This window comes from Phaeobacter sp. HF9A, assembly GCF_011806385.1.
GTDB lineage: Bacteria > Pseudomonadota > Alphaproteobacteria > Rhodobacterales > Rhodobacteraceae > Epibacterium.
The window spans coordinates 20,828-41,983 of sequence record NZ_JAATOX010000005.1 but is presented as its reverse complement, the minus strand read 5'-3'; the positions used below and the strand labels follow the sequence as shown (position 1 = coordinate 41,983).

Annotated in this window: 25 protein-coding genes; 7 read left to right on the top strand and 18 right to left on the bottom strand. The window is 59.1% G+C overall.

Annotated features, from left to right (window positions below; translation table 11 throughout):
* Positions 1-10: 10 nt before the first annotated feature.
* From HCZ87_RS01615 to HCZ87_RS01540, 16 genes are all read right to left on the bottom strand, one after another.
* On the bottom strand, positions 11-526 hold the full coding sequence (locus HCZ87_RS01615; RefSeq protein WP_167642022.1) for a pyridoxamine 5'-phosphate oxidase family protein: 516 nt from the start codon (positions 524-526) through the stop codon (positions 11-13).
* 1 nt (position 527) lies between these two features.
* Entirely contained in the window at positions 528-725 is a 198-nt protein-coding gene (locus tag HCZ87_RS01610; protein WP_167642021.1) for a CsbD family protein, read from the bottom strand.
* A gap of 180 nt (positions 726-905) precedes the next feature.
* Complete coding sequence (locus HCZ87_RS21170) at positions 906-2,351, bottom strand: phospholipase D family protein (RefSeq protein WP_167642020.1); 1,446 nt, start codon at positions 2,349-2,351, stop codon at positions 906-908.
* Positions 2,352-2,359: 8 nt separating this feature from the next.
* Entirely contained in the window at positions 2,360-4,033 is a 1,674-nt protein-coding gene (locus tag HCZ87_RS01600; RefSeq protein ID WP_167642019.1) for a sensor histidine kinase, read from the bottom strand.
* 191 nt (positions 4,034-4,224) lie between these two features.
* Positions 4,225-4,611, bottom strand: coding sequence for a hypothetical protein (locus HCZ87_RS01595; RefSeq protein ID WP_167642018.1), 387 nt, complete (start codon positions 4,609-4,611; stop codon positions 4,225-4,227).
* A gap of 165 nt (positions 4,612-4,776) precedes the next feature.
* Positions 4,777-5,757: an AI-2E family transporter gene (locus tag HCZ87_RS01590; protein WP_254868485.1), complete on the bottom strand. Its 981-nt coding sequence runs from the start codon at positions 5,755-5,757 to the stop codon at positions 4,777-4,779.
* Between the two features lie 53 nt (positions 5,758-5,810).
* On the bottom strand, positions 5,811-6,389 hold the full coding sequence (locus tag HCZ87_RS01585) for a hypothetical protein (protein ID WP_167642016.1): 579 nt from the start codon (positions 6,387-6,389) through the stop codon (positions 5,811-5,813).
* Positions 6,376-6,777 (bottom strand): phage holin family protein, encoded by a 402-nt coding sequence (locus tag HCZ87_RS01580; RefSeq protein WP_167642015.1) that lies wholly within the window; start codon positions 6,775-6,777, stop codon positions 6,376-6,378. The genes HCZ87_RS01585 and HCZ87_RS01580 overlap by 14 nt, the downstream gene beginning before the upstream one ends.
* Positions 6,764-7,108 (bottom strand): hypothetical protein, encoded by a 345-nt coding sequence (locus HCZ87_RS01575; RefSeq protein WP_167642014.1) that lies wholly within the window; start codon positions 7,106-7,108, stop codon positions 6,764-6,766. Before HCZ87_RS01575 ends, HCZ87_RS01580 begins: the two co-directional genes overlap by 14 nt.
* 124 nt (positions 7,109-7,232) lie before the next feature.
* On the bottom strand, positions 7,233-7,418 hold the full coding sequence (locus tag HCZ87_RS01570) for a PLD nuclease N-terminal domain-containing protein (protein WP_167642013.1): 186 nt from the start codon (positions 7,416-7,418) through the stop codon (positions 7,233-7,235).
* 157 nt (positions 7,419-7,575) lie between these two features.
* Complete coding sequence (locus HCZ87_RS01565; RefSeq protein ID WP_167642012.1) at positions 7,576-7,857, bottom strand: DUF883 family protein; 282 nt, start codon at positions 7,855-7,857, stop codon at positions 7,576-7,578.
* A gap of 47 nt (positions 7,858-7,904) precedes the next feature.
* Positions 7,905-8,066 carry a DUF1328 domain-containing protein gene (locus tag HCZ87_RS01560; protein WP_167642011.1) on the bottom strand — a complete coding sequence of 54 codons (162 nt, stop codon included), beginning with the start codon at positions 8,064-8,066 and terminating at the stop codon, positions 7,905-7,907.
* A 242-nt stretch (positions 8,067-8,308) separates the two neighbouring features.
* Positions 8,309-9,034, bottom strand: coding sequence for a Crp/Fnr family transcriptional regulator (locus HCZ87_RS01555; protein ID WP_167642010.1), 726 nt, complete (start codon positions 9,032-9,034; stop codon positions 8,309-8,311).
* 135 nt (positions 9,035-9,169) lie between these two features.
* On the bottom strand, positions 9,170-9,688 hold the full coding sequence (locus HCZ87_RS01550) for a PRC-barrel domain-containing protein (RefSeq protein ID WP_167642009.1): 519 nt from the start codon (positions 9,686-9,688) through the stop codon (positions 9,170-9,172).
* A 156-nt stretch (positions 9,689-9,844) separates the two neighbouring features.
* Positions 9,845-10,393: an RNA polymerase sigma factor gene (locus tag HCZ87_RS01545; RefSeq protein ID WP_167642008.1), complete on the bottom strand. Its 549-nt coding sequence runs from the start codon at positions 10,391-10,393 to the stop codon at positions 9,845-9,847.
* Complete coding sequence (locus HCZ87_RS01540) at positions 10,383-10,559, bottom strand: NepR family anti-sigma factor (protein ID WP_167642007.1); 177 nt, start codon at positions 10,557-10,559, stop codon at positions 10,383-10,385. The genes HCZ87_RS01545 and HCZ87_RS01540 overlap by 11 nt, the downstream gene beginning before the upstream one ends.
* A gap of 93 nt (positions 10,560-10,652) precedes the next feature.
* Between HCZ87_RS01540 and HCZ87_RS01535 the strand changes: the two genes are divergently transcribed.
* The 3 genes from HCZ87_RS01535 (at position 10,653) to HCZ87_RS01525 (ending at position 14,628) form a co-directional block, all read left to right on the top strand.
* Complete coding sequence (locus HCZ87_RS01535; protein ID WP_167642006.1) at positions 10,653-11,468, top strand: response regulator; 816 nt, start codon at positions 10,653-10,655, stop codon at positions 11,466-11,468.
* 412 nt (positions 11,469-11,880) lie between these two features.
* The gene (locus HCZ87_RS01530; protein WP_167642005.1) at positions 11,881-13,383 is read left to right on the top strand and encodes an aldehyde dehydrogenase; all 1,503 of its coding nucleotides are present in this window, start codon (positions 11,881-11,883) and stop codon (positions 13,381-13,383) included.
* 54 nt (positions 13,384-13,437) lie between these two features.
* Positions 13,438-14,628 (top strand): amidohydrolase, encoded by a 1,191-nt coding sequence (locus HCZ87_RS01525; protein WP_167642004.1) that lies wholly within the window; start codon positions 13,438-13,440, stop codon positions 14,626-14,628.
* 69 nt (positions 14,629-14,697) lie between these two features.
* Here HCZ87_RS01525 and HCZ87_RS01520 read toward each other — a convergent pair whose 3' ends face one another.
* Entirely contained in the window at positions 14,698-15,729 is a 1,032-nt protein-coding gene (locus HCZ87_RS01520; RefSeq protein WP_167642003.1) for an AraC family transcriptional regulator, read from the bottom strand.
* Between the two features lie 309 nt (positions 15,730-16,038).
* Between HCZ87_RS01520 and HCZ87_RS01515 the strand changes: the two genes are divergently transcribed.
* From HCZ87_RS01515 to HCZ87_RS01500, 4 genes are all read left to right on the top strand, one after another.
* The gene (locus HCZ87_RS01515; protein ID WP_167642002.1) at positions 16,039-17,031 is read left to right on the top strand and encodes a sugar ABC transporter substrate-binding protein; all 993 of its coding nucleotides are present in this window, start codon (positions 16,039-16,041) and stop codon (positions 17,029-17,031) included.
* 125 nt (positions 17,032-17,156) lie between these two features.
* Complete coding sequence (locus HCZ87_RS21255; protein ID WP_368484067.1) at positions 17,157-17,297, top strand: GMC family oxidoreductase N-terminal domain-containing protein; 141 nt, start codon at positions 17,157-17,159, stop codon at positions 17,295-17,297.
* A complete protein-coding gene (locus HCZ87_RS01505) occupies positions 17,294-18,847 on the top strand; it encodes a sugar ABC transporter ATP-binding protein (protein ID WP_167642001.1) in 1,554 nt (517 codons plus the stop codon). The genes HCZ87_RS21255 and HCZ87_RS01505 overlap by 4 nt, the downstream gene beginning before the upstream one ends.
* A 4-nt stretch (positions 18,848-18,851) precedes the next feature.
* Entirely contained in the window at positions 18,852-19,859 is a 1,008-nt protein-coding gene (locus HCZ87_RS01500) for an ABC transporter permease (protein WP_167642000.1), read from the top strand.
* 62 nt (positions 19,860-19,921) lie between these two features.
* On the opposite strand, the gene HCZ87_RS01495 is transcribed toward HCZ87_RS01500, so the two are convergent.
* Complete coding sequence (locus tag HCZ87_RS01495; protein ID WP_167641999.1) at positions 19,922-21,130, bottom strand: AraC family transcriptional regulator; 1,209 nt, start codon at positions 21,128-21,130, stop codon at positions 19,922-19,924.
* Positions 21,131-21,156: the final 26 nt, after the last annotated feature.

The window sequence follows — 21,156 nt, the reverse complement described above, 5'->3', positions numbered from 1 at the left end:
CGATTGTCAATCAGGCGACATCACGAAAGTTGATCACGCGATGAACACCGACATCGGGTGCGGTCCCATCTTCGCTCATCGCGGCGGTGAGCAGCTTTAGCCCCACCAGGATCGAGTTGGACTCCGACGCCCAGACCCCCGCTTCGCGCGGGGTCAGTTGCAATAGCGTGACCTTTGGGTCTTCGCGGCCCTTCTCGAACCACTCAGCAACCGGAGCGCTCCACAGGCTGTCGAGTTTTTCGGCACTCTCAGAGACAACCAACGGCCCCTTGATCGAGGCATGATAATCGCCTTTCTGGGATTGGTAGACAAAGGTCGCCTCTGCCCCCAAGCCAACGGCGGCAACCAGATCCGTATCCGCAGAGGTGATGAACCAGATCGCTCCGCTTTCGGGGTCGGCAAAATGGGTCATCGGCTGCGGATGCTGAGCGCTGTCATCAACGAACAACATTCCCGCGCGGGTGTCTTCAAGACGGCGCCAGAGTTGCTCGGCCGCTTCCTGATCTGTGTCTGGTCGATGCGCCATCTCAGATGCTTTCGAGCATGCGGTCAACGGTGCTGCGCACCTCGTCCTTGGTCTTGCCCAGACGCTGCTGCAACAACCCTTCGAGCTGTTCGCGCTCACCTTTGGCCTGTTCCAGCTCATCATCGGTCAGGTCGCCATATGTCTCTCGCAGACGACCTTTCAACTCAGTCCATTTTCCGGTGAAGCGATCTTCGTCCATGTCTTTTCTCCTTCAGAGCTAAGGTGCGCGCCGCGGTGCGGCGTCATGGAGTCAACGCGGCAAACGGTGTAGGGTTCCATGATCAGGCGTTGTTTTCTTTCACGCAGCGAGAACTGCCATCAGCACAAGGCCCGGGGGCCGCTGTGCGGCCCATGGCGCACCGGAGGCGCGGCGCAGGAGCTAGACGATATTTTCGGTCACCCCGGGTAGATCTTGTTCCACATCCGTGTTCCGGTCCACGGCAAAGGGAACCAGATATCCGGTTCGGTTCTTCGGCAAGCGGGACCCATTTAGGCTGATCTCCCGTTTCCACCAGTCAAAGGACTGTTGGCAATCCATCGCTTCGGATGGGAGCGGATCGAACCACCAATGCTGAAGCAGCTTTCGGCGTGCGGCGGCAAGGGTGACCGGATCCCTGGACTCGACGGCCAGTTCCGTATCCCAGCGCATAGATCGCCCATTGAGGTTGGCGGAGCCGATCAGCACATAGCTGTCATCGACCAACAGAACCTTGTTATGGACATGAATAAGAGGCGATCCGGCGAGGGTCGCACGTGTTTCGCGCGCAGCCATTACCGGGCGAACAGGCGCCGCGACCAGCAGGCGCGCACCGAATCCGTGGCGAACGGTTTTCAATGCCGACCGGGCGCGCGCGATCCCAAAGCGTACATCCAGGCCCTTGTGTTCCTCATAGGCCAGTTCCTGCGGCGTCCCCGGCAGGACAATCACCGCGCGCAGATCGGCATTGCGGGTTGCCGCCTCGGCCAAGCCCTCCGCAATCCGGCTGGAGCGGAGGAATTGCGTTTCGATATGAATCATGTGTCGTGCCTGGCGAAAGGCCGTCAGATGCGCCTGTTCGATTTCGCTCAGCAGGATGCGCGGCGACAGGAACGGAAGTTGCAGGCGGCGCGGCGCGGAGAGCGTGCGCAACAGATGCGGCGCCCGCGAGGGGGCTTGCCGGCCAGCGGTGACCTCATCGAGGCTTTCCAGATGTTCTCGGGCCTCGCGGGCGGCTGGCCCACGCAGCAACACCTGTACATCTGACCAGGACATATGCGCTGGCAGCGTATGATCGCAGGTGTCATATCGGCGATCATTCAGGTCCAGGCCACCGATATAGAGTGTTTCATCGTCCACCACGGCGACTTTCTGGTGGTGAGAGGCGGGATGCAGGGGCGGCAGGGAGAATGAGGGGCGATCCTTGAGAGCGGGGTCGTTCCGACGTCGGTGAAACACCGCCGGTGCGAGCAGTATACGGGGCAATAGCCCTGCCTGCGCCGGATGCAGATGCATCCGCACTCGCAATTGGGACGCATCCGCGCCGGTGGCCCGCGCCAGTGCCGCGCCCTGTTCAACGGTCTTTTTGGACATCGCATGCAGATCTGCCGCCATATCCGGGTCAAAATCACTGACCGTCAGGTCAATGCGAATACCCTTGGTAATCAGATGCGCAAGTAGATCGAACCATGTCTCCCCAATTTCCTGCGCCTCTTGACTGCGCAGTCGGGTGTCCATGTCGAAAATGCGAAATCCGGCGGTCAGATGCGAGCGCGCCGCAAGCACCGCCCGTTCAAAGGCGGGAAAGGCTTCTTCAGCTGTTACCAAAACGGTAAAGTCGGATGGCATTGCAGCTCCTAACCGGCGACTTCGTTGCGCAGAAAATCCACCCTGGCAACATAGCGCGCATCTTCGGTCCCGGTTTCGCCCTCGCCGCCCAATTGGCGAATGAAGGCAGCGATCAGCATCTTGCCAACCCCGTCTCCCTCGCCGGACGGCACAGAGTCGGATTGAACGATAAGGCGAACCCGGTCCTGATCCAGCCGATGCAGCTCCACCTTGATCTGGAGCGTCGCATCGCCATTGTCCCCCATAACTTCGGTCAGCATCTCGGCGACCAGCAATGAAAGAGGGATCGCCTGATCAGGTAACAGATCAACCGAAGCCAGCTCTGTCGAGATGGCGGGGGTCGAATTTTGATCGTAACTGCTTTGCAAATCCACGATCACGGCCTTGACCAGTTCCGCGGCATCGACCGTTGCGGTGCTTGGCGTATTGAACAGCGAGCGGTGCAGAACAGCCAGCCCGCGTACACGCTTGTTCAACCCGCTCAGGATACGACGAACTTCGGTCGATGTCGTCTTGCGCAACTGCATGTTCACCAGCGACGCGATATGCTGAAGGTTGTTTTTCACCCTGTGATGCACTTCCCGCAGCAGGACTTCCTTGTCTTTCAGATCCTGTTCGCGACGCTGCTCCGCCTCGGACAACAGCATTGCCATTCGGTTAAAGGCCCTTTGGGCTTCTTCCATCTCGATCGGCGGGTTTTTGGTGGCAAGAGGCGTGCTGTCCCGTTCGCCCAGAGCATAGCGGCGCATTGCCGATCGCAGTTCAGCCACATGGTTGGTAACCACCCAGCGCATCCCGAACAGCGCAACACCCAGCCCTGCCGCCCACATCAGCAAGGGAAACAAGACCGCCATTGTATCTTGAAGCCGCGATTTGGCTGTCGGCAGGACTGACACCGGCCAACTTCCCACCAGAAAGAGCGCATTATCAATCATCGGAACGATGGCGTAAAACCGATCCTCGCCATTCCAGCTCGATGCAACGAATGTCTGGTTCATGCGGTCGGGAAGATATGTCAGCGGAATATCGTCTGGAAGATATCGAACAGCCTCGGCCAGTTCGGTATTGGCCGACACGAGCTCCCCTTCGAGGTTGATAGACGCAAGCGTCAACCCCACCTCGCTTTCGGGGCTCCGCATGGCGGAACTCGTCCTGTCAGAGGGGATAGACAGCAACAGAACGGAATCGAGCTGACCATCCTCAAAGATTGGTTGCGACACGACGACAACGTAGCGCCCCGGCAAATCCTTGGCCGGCAATAAGCTGACAAAAGGTTCGCGTCTTTCCAGCAATTCATAGAATCTTGCGCCTTTGGAAAAATACACTGCCTCGAAGGTGGACCGGCATCGTGCATTGCCATCGGGGTCCTTGAGCACGGCGGCACTTACAAGCGAGTGGCCAGCGACCAAAGCGTCCAGTGCGGCGGTACAGCGCGATGGGTCGATCTCTGCCATCACCGCAGCCACGCCCTCGGCAGCGCCAAGGGCCGTCTTGATGAGCTCGCGTTCCTCGGATGCAGCGGCCACCGTCCGCGCCATCAACGCCGAGGAGGAAAGGGTCCGTGCATCTTCGACGACAACACGGGTCTGATACACAGCTATCAGGCCCAGCGGCAACATCGCCAGGGTCATCAACGCCGCAATTCTCGCGAAGATCGTCTTGAAGAAACGTTTGGTTATCATAAGTTTGTGTTTCGTCGTTCCTGTACACGTCATATCCGCTGGAGCTAGCGAAATCGAAGGAGCGCCGCAAAGATTACGGCGTTAGGTTTTCGGTTCGCAGCCGCCTGAATGAAACGCACGGCAGCGGCTCGGGTTCCAGTAAAAAAGTAGATACAGGCCCATTTTGCTCGATTGAGACGGGCGAGAGACAGTTATCCGGGCGCGAAGACGGGCGACTGTTCGAGCCTGTCCATGATGGCGTCCAGGTGGGCGGTGTCAAACGGGCGGCTCAACATCAGCAGTCCCTGGTATTCCGCCTCCGTTGTATCACCGTTTACAAGAACGACTGGCCAATCCCGCGCCAGGGCTGCGTCGAGCCACTGGCGTGCTGCCGTTTGGTTGACCTGAAAGCCAAAGAACACCACCGGCGGCGGCATTGTCGTGTCCTCCATTGGCGACATGATCCCATTCAGCTGGAGTTCCGAGATGACAATCGGATAGCCCCGTCTAATCAAGTAATCGCTGATATCGGCAGCTTCCATGGCATGCGGTGTCAAGATCAGAATGGGTTGGGCGGCCCGTTCGGCTGTGGTGCTCATCAGGTTTCCTCGTGGTTTGAGAGGCAGGTGGTGCACCGCAATCACGTGAAACGCATTAATCTATGACATACCAAAACACAGAAATTGCCTCTGCCGGGCGCCATCGCGGGCGACCCAGTTCCAAACGCCGAAACCTATCGGCGGGCAAGTGGTATGGTCAGCAGTCTAACTCAGGCTATGCAAGCGCCCCCCCGAATGTGCGCCAGGTGCCGCCGCGGGCTGCAACAGCACCCCGAGCCAGAGCAGCAGTGGCAGAGCGACAAAGGCGCCTATTGGACCCCAGAGCCAAAGACCGAACACGATCGCCAGAAAGACGACCAGCGGGTTTACCGCCATGCGCTGTCCAACAACAAGAGGCGTGGCAAAATTGGCTTCGGCAAGGTTGATCGCGAAAAACAAAAGCGGCGGCAGGAACGCGTAGGCGCCGTGGAACTGGATCATGCCGGCAATGGCGAGACCTATCATGATGAGCAAAGGCCCCAGATACAGCACGAAGTTGAGCAAACCGGCGGCCAGGCCCCAAAGCACCGCGTATTCGACACCAAGCGCCATCATCACAATGGCAGTGACGATACCCAGCCCTGTGTTCACGAAGGTGATTGCCGCGAAATAGCTGGACACGATCTTGTCTGCTCTTCTCAGCCGGTTTTCCGCCGATCCCATTTGACGATAGAGATCGTTGCGCGCCAGAGTGAAGAAGAACAGCGTGCCGACAAAGATGAACACCTGCGACACAAAGCTGGGTGCCAGCCACAGAGCGTCTCGGACCGACGGAATCGCGGTCTGCGGCTTGACCGCTTCTGCGCCGACGCTCTGCTCTATTTCCTGACTGATCGTTTCGATACCGCGCAGCAGCTGTGACGCCTGATCTATCAATCCCATTGCGACGAATTTGATCCGCGGCAGCTCTCGGATCAGCACATTCACGATCGGTTCGATCAACAACATTACGGTTGCGACGAAGACAGTCGATAGCAGCAACAGCCCCAGGGCGATCACCACATGGGGCACATGATGGCGGGCCAGCCGATCAGCCAATGGCGACACAACAACGCCAAGGACGAGGGCAAAGCTCATGGGGGCCAGGATGTGCTGCGCCAGATGCAGGGACACGGTTATGCTGATGATCGTCAAGATCAACAGCATAACCCTGACGCCACGCCCGCTCAGGGTTGTATCTAGAAAACCGCTCATCTCAGTCAGCTGTGCCCTGAGGCAGACGCGGTGTCTGCGCCGACATCTCTCTGTGTCTTATCAGCCTGGGGGCTTGCGTTCTCCATCTCCTTGCGCCGTGTCGCAGGCAACATTGTGCCGATCAATGCCCCCAGCCCCAGCGTGATCGCGCCGACCGCGAGCGGATTTTGGGCATAGAAACCGCGCGAGCGGCCAGCCGCCTCAGTGGCCTCAGTGGCATGGACTTCGATTTTTTCCGGCTTGATGGCCGCATCCGCCGCAGCGACGCGAGCCTCAATGCCGACAGAGGTCGCTTCCGCAGAGGTCGCGCTGCGGGCAGGTGACGCTTCCGCAGTTTTCCGTCGCGCGCCAAGCCCGGAAACCATCATTGCCACGCCCAACCCGGTCAAGACCATGCCCGCCGGATTGCGGCCTGCAAATCGCAACGCCTGCCGGGTCATCCCGTCCCCGTGGCCATGAGCTGCGGCCGTCAGGTTATCCGATACAGCATCTGGGGCCAGGCTATTCGACAGGCGCAAAAGCGAGTCTGCAAAACGGCGTCGGTCGACGTTCAGTTGGTCCTCGATCCGATCAGGAGCGGACATTGGTTGCCTCCTTCATACTTTCGACATCACGTTTGAGGTTGCGAATCGAGCGGGTTGGAAAGAGCGCCTTGCTGGTCAAACGCGCTTTTCCCGCTGCCAGCAGACCGGCAGCACCCAAGAACAGAGCCACACCAACAATCAGCGCGGCCAGACCAGCCGAGAGACCAGATGCCGCGATCCACGCCACAAGAGCCGTCGCCAGAATTTGGGTTGCCGTGAGCGCTAATATCGCCGCCACCGCAAGCATGATCAGCCCGACGCCCGCGCGACTGGCATTCTCTTTCAATTCTGCCTTCACCAGCGCGATTTCGCCACGAAACAGCGTGCCGAAATTCTGGAGCGTTTCGGCGAAGAGAGCGGCAACCTGGCGCAAGTCACGATGCAGCATAACGCGCCTCCGATCTCGTCTGGGTCAGAACGTCGCCATCGGCGTCGTCCGAGGTCGTCTGCGGAGTGGTCGTCTTGAGAAAACGCGTCGCCGCGAAACCGGCAAGCGCAGTGGCGCCCAGGAACGCCACCGGGTTTCTGCGGGCGAAGCTGCTCACCTCGTTGATCGTCTCCTGAACATCCAGATGCCGCACAGTTTCAGCGATGTCTTCCAAACGACCCGCCACCAGCTGGGCGGCTTGCGCTTGGATGCAGTCGGGGGAAAATTGCCCGGCGGCGCTATATGCTGCGTTCGCGCGCGCCTGTGTTTCCAGATCGGTATCTTGGGTCATTTCGACTGCCTTTCTGCTATCTGGCTCCTGTCCTCAATACGCGCAGGGTGCCGGCTTGCCTCCAAACGACAAAAGACCATGGCCCGGAAAATCCGGGACATGATCTGCATTCTGGGAAATCCGGTTACACACGCACGCCTGACGACCGCGGCCCGGCCACCAACCACGCGAGAAAGCCAAGAACGGGCAAGATCACAATAGCTAGAACCCAGGCCGTTTTACCTGCGGTCGAAGCGCCGGATCCCAAGACCTGGATGATTGCATAAATGTCTGCAGCGAGGACCAGAAGGCCGATGATGCCATATTCCATTTCATTCTCCGATTTTAATAACCCTTGCTATGACAACGCCGCTGATTGAATTTGGTTCCCGAAAATGAAAGCCATCCCTGAAAAAATATAGGTGTGCTTGCAAAACGATGAGCCGCACCATTGGCGCGGCTCCGTTTTTCCTGTGTACAGGCGTTGGTTAAGAGCGCTTGCGCAATGCGAGGCCCAGAAGAAAACCGACGCCGGCCGCACCCGCGACCGTCAACGCGGGATTTTTCGAGACAAAAGCCTGCCCGTCCTTGGAAATGCGCTGAACCTGCTCCGAACCGTATTTCAGACTCGCGTCCAGCTGTTCATTGAGCTGCTGGAAGGATTGTGCTGCCGTCGCCTTGATGTGCTCTGCGAGCTCTTCGGGGCTGGCGCCCTCAAGCATCGAGGTCTTGCCATTGGCGAGTTTTTCGGCTTTTTTTGCAGTGGTCATTTTCAAACTCCAATTATTTCAGTGACTTGTCTCTTGGCGTCTGTGGCTCAGCCTCTGAGCATGCGAACCACGAGCGAGATCACAAACAGCACCAGGAAAATCACAAACAGGATTTGTGCGATCCCGGCGGACGCGCCAGCGATGCCGCCAAACCCAAGCAATGCCGCGATCAGCGCGACGACTAGAAACGTAAGTGCCCAACTTAGCATTCTCTTCTCCATCATTGACGCGCCGCGATTGGCACGGTCTGAATGAACAACTCCTGACCCGTGAATTGGTTCCCTGTCAGGTTTGAAATTCGAGGCGAAAAAGTAAGAAAGCGACTTGGGTATCTTTTTTGTGAAATGCACGTGATGGCACTCGCAAAAAATGGCCAAAGCGAGCCTCAGGGTTTATTTTTCTGATAGTACTTGCGCTGGATATCCGGCGAATACTGTGGCGATCTGGCGTGTCAGATCAGCGGGCGACGATGCACCTCGCTCTCTTCCCCTGCTATCTGTCCAAGCGCCTTTGAATCGTGCACCGTAAGGGTTCCGTTTTGCCAGCTCAAAACCCCGTCCCGCCGCAGGGCCGCCAGTTGCTTGTTCGTATGCACCAGCGAAAGGCCGAGCCCATCGGCCAAATCTTGCTGCCTGAAGGGCAGGCGGGCGGTGTTCTTGACCGCCTGGCCCGTCGCCTTGGCGCGGTTAAAGAAGCGGGCCATCGCCCAGGCGATCTTTTCATAGGCGGGACGCTGACCTACCGTCGCCAATGCATCGCCCAAAAAATGCTCTTCGACTGCCGCGAGATGTGCGATTGCAAACGAACGTTCAGGATGTGCGCTGAACAGTTCCCATATGGCGGTCCGGTTAAAAACGCAGAGCGTCATCTCGGTGACCGCCTCGACCGAATGCCCCATTTCGCCCATGACACCGGCCTGCAACCCCAGAAAGTCGCCGGGCATGACGAACCCGACAACCTGCCGGCTGCCGTTTCTCAGCATCTTGTATTTCAGGCCCATCCCCGACAGAACCGTGAACAGCTGGGGAGATTTCTCACCTTGCGACAACAAATGTGTGCCTGGCTCTGCCTGCATTTCGCCGGTTTTGAATTTTTGCATAAAGTCGAGCTCTTCTCGACCAAATTCCAAGAACAGCGGCAGACCGCGCAGCGGGCATTTTTCACATTTGATTGTCATTCGGATCTCCCTATCGACCGCACCAACCCAACGGGTGGCGATGGGTCGTACCGTGACTTGCGTTTCGGGGCATTCCTGAAACGTAGAAAGGGGGCCGCGCGAGAGCGCGACCCCGAAAAAACGGGAAATAGACGATCAGTTCCAGAAACCTTCATCGACGTTTTCCAAATGCTCGAGCTGGTCTTCGCTCATGCGGGTGACATAGGCATAAGATTTGTCATCAACGGCCACCAGCTTGACGTCGCTCACCGGGATCATGACATGCTTGTCTCCGATATCGAGAAAGCCGCCGATTTCGGCGATGATGCCCTTGAATTCGCCATTCTTGCTCAGAACGATGTCTTCGATTTCACCGATCTCTCGCAGCTTGTCGCTCATGTCGTCATAGCCCCAGGCCATCGCCCAGCTTTCGTCATCGGCGTCTTTCATGCTATAGATCGCGCCACCGGTGATATCGCGGGTGCGGATCAGGCCGTCATTCGCGCCCATCGTGGTCGAGGTGTCGGCCTGGGCCGCGATATTCATGCCTGCTGTGCCGTTGGTGCCGCTTTCGATCTGCGCTGAGCCTTCGGTGGTCATTGTGTTTTCGCTGCTCGCATAGGCGCTGGTGGCGGTCAGAACGGCAATTGCGGCGGTGGTGGTAAGGAACTTCATGATCTACCTCTTGCTGTTGAGTGATTGTATCTTATCAACAACCCAAGACCGTTTTGGTTCCCAAGCTGCGCAAGAAAAATTTCACAACCTTCTGATTTAAAATAAAAAAGCCGCCCCATTCGCGGGACGGCGTCTGATTGTGATCAATAAGAGAGCTCAGGCTGCCGGCTGTCTTCCGACGATCCCTGCCGTCACGCTGTCGGTCAGCTCCAGCGCTTCGTCCTCGTCCAGATGCAGCAACTCAGCGAGCGTCGCCCTGGCCCGTCCGACACGGCTCTTGATGGTGCCAACCGCAACCGCACAGGTTTCGGCCGCTTCCTCATATGAAAAGCCCTCGACCCCGACCAACACCAAGGCTTCGCGTTGTGTATCGGGCAATTTTTCAAAAACATGGATGAAGTCACGCAGATTGAGGCGGCCATCGTGGTCTGGCTTGGACGCCAGCGCCAGAGACAGAGAGCCATCCACGTCTTCCACTTCGCGCTGACGCTTGCGACGCAGCGAATAAAAGGTGTTGCGCAGGATGGTGAACAGCCAGGCGCGCATGTTCGAGCCCCGTTGAAACGAGTCAATATTGGTCCAGGCCTTGATCAACGTGTCCTGCACCAAGTCATCGGCGGTCGCGGCATTCCTGGTCAAGCTCATGGCAAAGGCCCGCAGCGCGCCCAGATGCTCGATCATTTCGTCTCTGGGGTCAGCGGTCATTGACGTCACCCTCTTTCTTGCTGTCAACAGCACGAAGCTGGGCGAGCAGATCGGTGAACCGATCAGGAAGTGGCTCTTCGGCAAGTTGACCGAATGCTTTTCGCAGATTGCGGTCAATCTCCTCCACGACGTGAGGCGCCGGTGATGTGCGCTTGGAATCCGACATTTTTTGCCTCTATGCTCAATTATTCTCGGAACCATAACGCGCCACGCTGCGTTTGGTTCCTGAAATACTCAAAAAAAAATCGGAGTTTCGTGAATGAGCAACTCAACTGCAGCAGATGTCAGCACGCTGATCGAGGCAAATCTGCCCTATCTGCGTAGATATGCGCGCGCGCTTACCGGCCATCAGGACTCCGGAGACCGTTATGCCGCGGCCACGCTCGAAGCGATCATCAGTGATCCGGCAGTGTTCTCGTCAGAGCATGGCTCCCCGAAGGTCGCGCTGTTCCGTGCCTTTCACGCGATCTGGAGCACCACCGGTATTCCTGTCGATAGCTCGGGTGAAACCGGCCTTGCCGCGCGCGCGCAGGCGCACTTGTCGCGGTTGACAGAGAACACGCGCGAAGCATTGCTCCTCAGTACGATCGAGGGGTTTTCGATCGAGGAAGTCGCCCAGGTGATGCAGGCCGAGCCAAACGAGGCGCGAGAGCTGGTACAAACCGCGCTTGCAGAAATGAATGCCGCCGTTTCGGGCAAGGTGATGATCATCGAGGACGAAGCGGTGATCGCCATGGATCTGGAAAACATTGTCGCAGATATGGGGCACAAGATCACAGGTGTTGCGCGTACCAAGAAAGGTGCCCTTGACCTGGCGGCCCAGGAGACGCCCGATTTGATCCTGTCGGATATCCAGTTGGCTGACAACTCCAGCGGCATCGATGCCGTCAACGAGATTCTGCGCGAATTGGGGGATCGGCCGGTCATCTTCATCACCGCCTTCCCCGAGAGATTGTTGACCGGCAGCGGTCCTGAACCGGCTTTCCTGATCTCGAAACCCTACTCCGAAGATCAGGTCCATTCGGCGGTCAGTCAGGCGATGTTCTTTGCCTCGACCGAGACGCTGAAGGCGTGATCAGAATCATTTTTGCAACGACCGTGCCAACGGCACAACTTTGCGGCATGGACGAAGGGGCGTTGGCAAGGTGTTTGCGCCGCTCGTGTTGGGGAGAGGCCTTTTAGGCAGCGCCCTTAGTCCATGCCGCGCCTGAGGGGCCTCCGTTTCCCGCGTGAGGCCGCCACTTTTGCGGGTCGGGCCTATCGCCTCACCGCCAACTCCTATCTTCATTCAAGGGCAGATGCGTTCAGCCTGTGGGACGAAACTGCGGTGCGGGATTCCCCGTCGGTCAATTGCGCGCGGTTCGCGCTCTTTGGATAGTTGACGCGTTCTGGACCGCCTAGACTTTTTGCATGTCTCGGCGACCTCAAGCGGACGGGCCTTCGCGGCCTTGTCGATTTTCCCACCGGCCAGAATGAAAGACCCTGATATGACCCAATCAAAACATGACTTTCCGATACCGACGCTTCCTGCCGGAAAACTTCTGATTGGGGGCGCTTGGCTGGATGCCGAGGACGGTCAGACCATTGACGTGGTGAACCCGGCAACCGAGCAGGTCTACACACAGATCGCGGCCGGCTCGGCGCGGGATGTGGATCGGGCGGTGCGGGCGGCCCAAGGCTGTTTTGAAAGCAAGGCCTGGCAGGGGATGCGGCCGCTTGACCGCGGGCGTCTGCTGGAGCGGCTGGCGCTTTTGGTGGAAGAAAACGCGGATGAGCTGGCCACCCTTGAGGGCTGGGATAACGGCAAGCCCTTTCCGGTTGCACGTCATATTGATGTGCAGTTCACGATGGATGCGCTGCGCTATTACGCCGGATGGGCCTCCAAGGCCGCCGGGGAATATATCGCCCTGTCGCCCTTTGCAAACGACGGCGGCATCTACCGCGCCTATACCGAGCGTCGCCCCGTTGGCGTGGTTGCTGGCATCACGCCCTGGAACTTCCCGTTGGGTCAGGCGGTGCAGAAGATCGCGCCGGCGATCGCCTTTGGCTGTACCATCGTGCTGAAGCCCTCGGAAGAAACCTCCATGACCGCGCTGCGGCTGGGGGAGTTGATCTGCGAAGCGGGTTTCCCGGACGGCGCCGTGAACATCGTGACGGGCTATGGCGATCCGGTTGGAACCTCGCTGGTAGATCACCCGCTGGTGCGCAAGATCTCTTTCACCGGGTCCACGGCGACGGGTCAGCGCATCCTCGCGGGGGCATCGAGCCAGATGAAGCGGGTGACGCTGGAGCTGGGCGGGAAATCCCCGACCATCGTTCTGGCCGATGCGGATATGGATCAGGCGATCCCCGGGGCCGCCATGGCGATCTTTGCGAATTCCGGCCAGCTCTGCACGGCGGGGTCGCGGCTGATCGTGGAAGATGCGGTTTATGACGAGGTCACAAAAGGCGTGGCGGAGTTTGCCAAGAGCCTGCCGATCGGACATGCGTTCACCCCCGATGTGATGCTTGGCCCGCTGATCTCGCAACGCCAGCTGGACAAGGTGTCGGGCATGGTGAGCGCAGGGGTCGAGGCCGGCGCGCAGGTGCTCTGTGGTGGCGGGCGCGCAGCCGGTTCCGGCTATTTCTACCAGCCCACCGTGGTTGCCAATGTCGACACCGATGCGCAGCTGAACCGGGAAGAGATCTTCGGGCCTGTGGTGATTGCCAGCAAGCTCACGGGCCTGAACCAGCTGAAGGCCGCCGCGAATGATACCGAATACGGGCTCGGAGCCAGCATCTGGACCAGCGACATCAACAAGGCGCATTTGCTGGCGGATCAGATCGACGCGGGCACGGTGTGGATCAACACCCATAACGTTCTTGATACGGCGATGCCATTTGGCGGCATGAAGATGTCGGGCCTGGGGCGCGAGTTCGGGTCGGAAGCGATCCATGCCTTTACCGAGGCCAAGGCGGTGTGCATGCGGCTCGATCCCTCCAAGATCTGACACGCGCGGCCCAGACAGGCCGACAACCGTTCACAAAAGCGAAAGACACAGACCATGACGCATAATATTGATACGCTGATCGACGGTGTGAGTGAGCAAGTCATCGCGTGGCGACGCCACCTGCACGCTCATCCTGAACTTTCCTTCGAGGAATACGAGACCAGCAAGTTCATCACCCAGTCGCTGAAAGAGATCGGCGGGATCGAGATCAGCCATCCTTCGGGCACAAGCGTTGTCGGGCGGCTGATCGGCGGCAAGCCCGGTCCGGTGATCGCGATCAGGGCGGATTTTGACGCGCTGCCAATCCAGGAGGATACAGGTCTTCCCTTCGCGTCCAAGACCGACAACAAGATGCACGCCTGCGGGCATGACGGGCATACCTCTATCCTGCTGGGCACAGCGAAAGTGCTGGCGGCGATGAAGGACGACCTGGCCGGAGAGATCCGTTTCTTGTTCCAACACGGCGAGGAAGCCCCTCCGGGCGGCGCGCGTGGCATGATCGAGGGCGGCGCGCTGGACGGGGTCGACCGGATCATCGGCCTGCATCTCTGGTCGCCGATCGAGATCGGAACCGTGCAGATCAATCCGACCTATGTGATGGCGGCCTGCGATGTGTTTCGGATCGAAATCAAGGGCAACGGGGGCCATATCGGCGATCCGCATACCTCGATCGATACCATCGCCATCGGCGCGCAGATCGTTGACAACCTTCAGCACATCGTGGCCCGAAACGTGGACCCGATCCATTCGGCGATCGTCGGCGTGACCAACTTCAACGCGGGCGTTGCCATTGCGGTCATTCCTCCCAGTGCGGTGCTGACCGGCGGGACCAATGTGTTTGATCCTGACGTGCGCAACCTGCTGGAAAAGCGCATCGGGGAAATCGCGCATGGGATCTGCGCAACCCATGGCGCGCAGTGCGAATATGAATATACCCGCGTCTACGACACGGTGGTGAACGACCCTGATACGGCTGCGATCGTGGATGGCGTTGCCGCGAAACTGTTTGGGCGCGAGAATGTCAAGGATCTGCCCCCGATCATGCCGGGCGAGGATTTCGCGTTCTTTGCCCAGCAAAAGCCGTCCTGTTTCGTGCTGCTTGGCGCGGGCAACAAGGAAAAGGGCATCACCGCGCCCCACCATGACCCGAAATTCGACATCGACGAAGACTCTCTGGCGATGGGGACGCGCCTGTTCGTGAATGCCGCGCTGGAGCTATTGGAGCAGACCGAAGCGGGCAGCTGAATGCGCGGCGGCGTGCCAGCCCGGAACAGGTCAGGCTGGCGCGCCGCAAAGGTTGCCAAGGTCGTGATTTCAGACCTCTGTGCGGTTCAGAATGTCGGATGGGCTGGCGCCGAAGGTCTTGCGAAAATCCTGGCTGAAGTTGCTGAGATGGAAAAAACCGTATTCCATCGCAACCTGCGTGACCGTGCAATCATGGGGCCGGGCGGCTTGCAACCGGTCATGCGTCGCCTTCAGGCGCATGAGTTTCAGATACGACAGCGGCGTGGTGCCGAGGTGCATGCGAAACCCCGCCTGCACCGTGCGCTTGGTCATGCCGCTCGCGTTGACGATGTCGTGCAGCTTGATGTCGTCGGTCAGGTGGTCCTCGATGAACTGCCGGGCCCGGCGAATGTGGTCGGGCAGGTTCTGCCCCAGCGTGCTATGCGCATTGGCCTTGTGGAACTCCGGCGACAGGTCGAGCACGGCGGAGGTGATCAGCTGCTTGAGATGAGTCACCACGGATTTGTTGTCGAGCGCGCGGTCTGAATGGATCAGGCAGTTGCTCAATCCGCTCACGACGCTGGACAAGAGCAAACCATTGGTTTGGAGGTTGAAGATTTGCGACCCGAAACTGAGATCCTCCGGCCGCAGATGGCAGGAGTGCGAGAGCAGATAATTGCTGACCCAATCGGCCTCCAGGACCAGTGTCAAATGCCGGCTGCTCCCCTCCATGTCCACCTGGAACGGGACGCCGGGCTGAAGCACGCAGAATTCCCTTGGGCTTATCATCCATTCTCTGCCGCCGGTGGTCAATCGGGTGCTTCCATTCAGCGGCAGCTTGAGGATGAGGTTGGAGCCCGGATCATCGAGGTTGACGGTGATCGTCTCGGCGTCGGACTGGTAATCAAAGTAGTGTAGGGACAGCCCGTCAATCTCGACCGACTTGTGCCAGAAGTCCATTTTTCTTGAGCGCTGGCCGGTGAAGGCCAGCTCATGCGGCATCACGGCGTCATCGACATAGCCCTTGATGGCGGGCTCGGCCTGAATGGACGTCGCGCCTTTTCGCAGCTCAAGGCATAGATCCGAGGGGGATCCATTTCTGTTCGACAAGAGCGCGTTCATAGCCAAGATCCTGGTTAGTATTGGCGCTCAGCATGTGTGCCGTTCCTTCACACGTCAAGTTTTTATGACATTTTCCGATCGAATGGCGGCGCTTGACGCAGAAAATTTACGCGCTGCGCTCGGTGGGTAGTGACTGCGTTTCTGGCCCCCTAGCGTGAAAGCAACGTGATCTAAGTTGCGCAAGGCAAACATCCCGGAAGAGGAGGTCCTGCGCGCGCCAAAGAGTGTCCGATCAAGATGCTTGCCGGGTCGATCGCGTCAACATCGAACACTGAATGTTCAACCCCAGCAGAGTCGAGGAAACGTCGAATGTCGAAATTGAAGAGGATGGCAAGCACCATCTGCCTGGGTGTCGCTGGCCTGCTGCCGGCGACCGCCATGGCCGAGGATGTGCTGATTGGTAACATTGCGCCGGTGGCCGCTCAGCCGAGCATGGCCATTCTGGCCGAGGCGATTGCCGCCTTCGCGGCGGAAGAGGGCTGGGACTACCGCATGCTGGACGCCAACCTGTCGCCCGACCGTCAGGTGAGCCACGTTGATACCTTTGTCACGCTTGGCGCCGATATCATTGCGTCCTGGTCGCTGGACCCGAATGCGGTGGCCGCAGCCTACACCCGCGCGCAGGAACAAGGCGTCAAGATTATCGGCGTGAATTCCAAAGGTCAGGGCGTCGATGCCTCCGTTTACTGGGATACGCAGCTCTGCGTTCCGGGCGGCGTTTACGAGTATAACGCAAACTGGATCGCCGAACGCAAACCCGGCGCCAAGGTGATTGTTTTTGGTGGCCCGCCGGTGCCGTCGATCCAGGACAACAAAGCCTGTTTCATCGAGGCGGCCAAGGCGGTCGGTCTTGAGGTCATTGCAACGCCGGACAACACGCAGGACAGCACCGCAAATGCGGCGGCAATGTCGGCGGATCTGCTGCTGCGCCACCCGGATGTGGATGCAGTCTGGGCCTATAACGACAACACCGCGCTTGGGTTTTCCGCGTCGGCCTATGCCTCGGGCAAGAGCATCTGGAAGGCTGGCGAAGAGGGAGGCGTCATGGTGTTCGGCACCAACGGCGACGAGATCGCGATTGATGCGGTGCGAGCCGGGCGTCTGACAGGAACGTGGGATCCCAACTACATTGCCTTTGGCGGCGCGATCGTGCTGATGGCCAAGCACCTTCTCGAACAGCCGGATCAAACGCCGGAGGATCTGGTGGTGAAATCCATGTTGGTCACTGCGGAAACGGTTGGCGACTATGTCGTGAACGAAGAGCGGCAGTACACGCTGGATACGCTCCCGCTGGTGAATTGAACCGCTGAGCAGCGATAGCTTGGACTGACCATATGGCGCGCCGGACGGATGGGCGCGCCATCCCCTCGTTTTTCCGCTTCATCGAAGCCCCGCATGACATCGCCCAGCGACTGGAGTGAGGCCGGCTGGCGTGTGGTTGGGGCGAGGCGGCTGGCCGCGTGATGGTCTGGCCAAGTGGAAAGATGTTTGGCGGCGCGTCACCCATCAACGGACTTCAATACCTGCGCGGGCACAACGCGCAGTTCATTTGCGGGAAAGCAGCATGAAGCAAATACCCAAAGAAACCGCTGCGGTGCTGGTGGAGGTCAAAGGGATCTCCAAGGGTTTTCCGGGCGTAAAGGCGCTGTCGGGTGTGGATCTGACCATCCGCGCTGGCGAGGTGCATGCCCTGACGGGCGAGAACGGATCCGGGAAATCTACGCTTTCCAAGGTCATCGCCGGAATGCACCGGCCCGACGAAGGCACGATCCGCATTGATGGCGAGATCTGCGAGCTGGAAACCCCTGCCGACGCCATTGCACGCGGGATCGTGATGATTTCGCAGGAACTGACCCTCGCGCCGACGCTGACCGTGGCCGAGAACATTTTTATGGGCCGATTGCCGAAATCCAGCTGGGGCAAGATCGACTGGTCCAGGCTGCGGGCGGATGCGGTTCAGGTGCTCGACCGTCTCGGCGTTCACGTTGACCCGAATGCGCTGGTGTCCGATCTCAGCATCGAGCTGCAACAGGAAATCGAAATCGCCCGGGCGTTGTCGACCGATGCCCGGTTGCTGATCCTGGATGAGGCGACAAGCTCGCTCTCCGAGGCGGCCACCAAACGGTTGCTCGAACTTGTCGTTCAGGAGCGCGACAAGGGCATGGCGGTGTTGATGATCACCCATCGCATGCCGGAAATCTACGCTGTTTCAAGCGTCGCCACGGTGCTGCGCGACGGCTGCCTGATTTCAACCGTGCCCATCCCGCAAACCAGCGAAGAGGAGCTGGTCCGGCTTATGGTGGGGCGCGAGCTTGGCGATTATTACAGCAAACAGGATATCGCGCCGGGCGAGTTGGTTCTGGATGTCAAAGCACTGGCGGCGGAGAACGGAACCTTCGCGCCGACGGATCTGGTCCTGCGCCGGGGGGAGATCCTGGGCCTTGCGGGTCTGGCCGGATCGGGAAAATCCGAATTTGCACAAGCACTTGGCGGTGCGATCACCGCGCGCGGGCAGGTTCAGGTCGCTGGCAAGCCGATGGCTCTGGGCGATCCCAGGGCCACCATTCGGGCAGGTGTCGGCTATGTGCCCGATGACCGGAAGGGATGCGCTATTCTGCCGGTGCGCAATATCGCTGAGAACTTCGCAATGGCCTGGATGGATCGGCTGACCCGCAACGGGTTGATCTCGCTGCGCCGCCAGAAAAGCGAGGTGGCCAGTGCCATTCAGGACTACGGCGTCGTGACGGCCTCGGCCGATACGTTGATCTCGACCCTGTCAGGCGGCAACCAGCAAAAGATCGTGCTGGGCCGCATTGTTCGCCGCCAGCCCGATATCCTGGTTTTGAACGAACCCACGCGCGGCGTCGACGTGGGTGCGAAGACCGAGATCTACAAGATGCTGCAACGCGCCGCCAAAGAGGGGGCGGGCATCATCGTCATATCGTCCGAACTGCCTGAAATCCTGGGGATTTCCGACCGGATCGCGGTGTTCTTCGAAGGCCGGATCGTCGCGGAATTCGACGGGCCCACCGCAGATGAAGAAGCCATTGCCCATGCGGCTGTTGCCGGGGTCAAGCGACACCCACAGCCGACCGTGACAAAAGAGACCGAGGTTTAACAACATGTCCACAAAACCCAAATCAGGTGGCTTTGCTGCACTTGTCCGCCGCATCTTTCAAAGCCGCTATGCCGGTGCCTTGATCAGTCTTGTGCTGGTGTCGGTCTTCTTGAGCATCTACCAGCCGGTCTTTCTGACCTGGCCGAACATGATGAATATCGTCAAATCCAACAGCGTCGGTTTCATCCTCGCGCTTGGGGCGACCTATGTCGTTATTTCCGGCACTGTCGATCTGTCTTTTGGCTCGGCCACGACGGCCTCCGCCATGGCCTTTGGCCTGCTGCTGGTGGCGGGAACACCGCTGACGCTGGCGATACTGGGGGCGATTGTTGCAGGGCTGCTATTGGGGTTCATCAACGGGTTCCTTGTCGCCTACGCGAAGATTTCCTTCTTCGTCGTGACGCTCGGCACCTTGTCGGTGTTCCAAAGCATGGCCCTGGTGGTCAACAGCGGCACCAGCGTTTCGGTGTTTTCGGTGCCGGGGTTTTCGGCGCTGAACCAGTTCGTGAATGGCAATATCGGGCCGCTTCCGGTGCTCTTGGTGTTTAACATCGTGCTGTTCCTGATCGCGGGCGGCGTGCTGCGCTTTACCGCCTTTGGGCGGTCACTCTATGCGATCGGCTCCAATATCGAGGCCGCGCGCCTGAACGGGATCAATGTCAAACGCGTGCTTTTGCTGGTCTTTATCATCTCCGGCCTGACCGCCGGGCTTGCAAGCGTTGTCCAGGTCGGCCGTCTGACCGTTGCTTCTCCCAATGTTGACATGAATCTGCTGCTGACCGTGCTCGCGGCGGTGCTGATCGGCGGCACCGCGATGACCGGCGGCGAGGGCGGCGTGCTCGGGACGTTGATCGGCATGCTGTTTCTCGGTGTGGTTCAAAACGGGCTGACGCTTTCTGGCGTTTCGTCCTTCTGGCAAGGCGCCCTGAGCGGCTCGATCCTGATCCTGTCGGTGTGGCTGGGCGGTATTCGTGGTGTTCTGCGGGCCCAGAAACAGACGCAGCTGGAATAGCAGCTCCGGCGGAGTGCCAAACCATGCGACCGGCGTTGCCCCGTGCAGCGCCGGTTTTTTGTTCAAGAGGTCTTGCGCTGGGTTGCGCTCCGGGAAAAGCGACGGGGCGAGACGCCTTTCCAGTCCTTGAAGGCGCGACCGAACGAAGCGGCATCAGCGTAGCCAAGTTGCTCGGCGATCATTTCGAGCGGAATCTGGGCGCTGCTCTCCAGCAGTTGGCAGGCGCGCCGCATCCGTTGCTGTTGCAGCAATTCGCGAAAACTCACGTTGTTCTGGGCGAGATAGCGGCGCAGGCTGCGCTCTGGAATGCCAAGGTCTGTCGCCACCGCGAAAAACGTGACGCTCGTACCCGCGAGACGTTTTGAAATGGACAATCTGACCTGTTCGATGATGTCGTCGTCCTGATCCTGCTCAACGCGCATCAGATCCATCAGATGCGCTTCGAGCACCGGATTCAAATGGTCGAGCCGTGACCGGGCGGCAGGAGGCTCTGACATTCTCAACAGGCGCGAGGGGATGACGATTCCCGTATGGGGGGCGTCGCCACGCACCGGGCAGTTGAAATTCGCTTTCAGGACATCGCGATAGGCCGAGATATCGTGCTGAAACCGCACCTCTATGGGCCGCCACTGTCCGGCCAGGGCGTGGCGCAGACAGGTTGCAATGGAGGCGATCGAGAATTCCGTGTCCTGTCTGCGTGGCCAGATATCATCGTTTCCCGCAACATAGCGCAGCTCGGTGCGCTCTTCATCGACCTCGTGGACCTCGAGGCTGGAATGCGTTTGCCAGTGGTTCTGGAACTTGATGAAAGCGTGCAGAACGTCGCGTGGCGCGCTCAGGGTCATGGTCAGCACATGAAAGGGGCCAAGTTCGGCGGGGCTGAAGCCGGTGCCCAACTCCAGACCGATCAGCGGATTGCCGGTCTGTTCGGCGACCCGTTCGGTGAAGGCGACATATTGCGAGAATTTGACCCAGGCATAGGGCGAGTCGAGGATGTCGCCGCTCAGCCCGACGTCGCGCAGAAGCTGCGTTGTATTGCAGCCGTGTTTGCGCGCGGCCTTCACGAACATATCCAGAAAAAGCGCCCTTATTCTGGATGCGTTCAGGCGTGAGGAGAGCGCGGCTGCGGTGTTTGGTTCCATGACAGGAACAGTATGAAAATTGGCCGAAATTGCAATTTTTTTATCCAGCTGTGACCCGTAGTTTTGGACAACGGGTTGGCCCTGAACACACCAACAGATCCCGAAAAATTCACCGAGACCGAGAGGCATCCTGATGTCGATCGTCCATGTTTTGC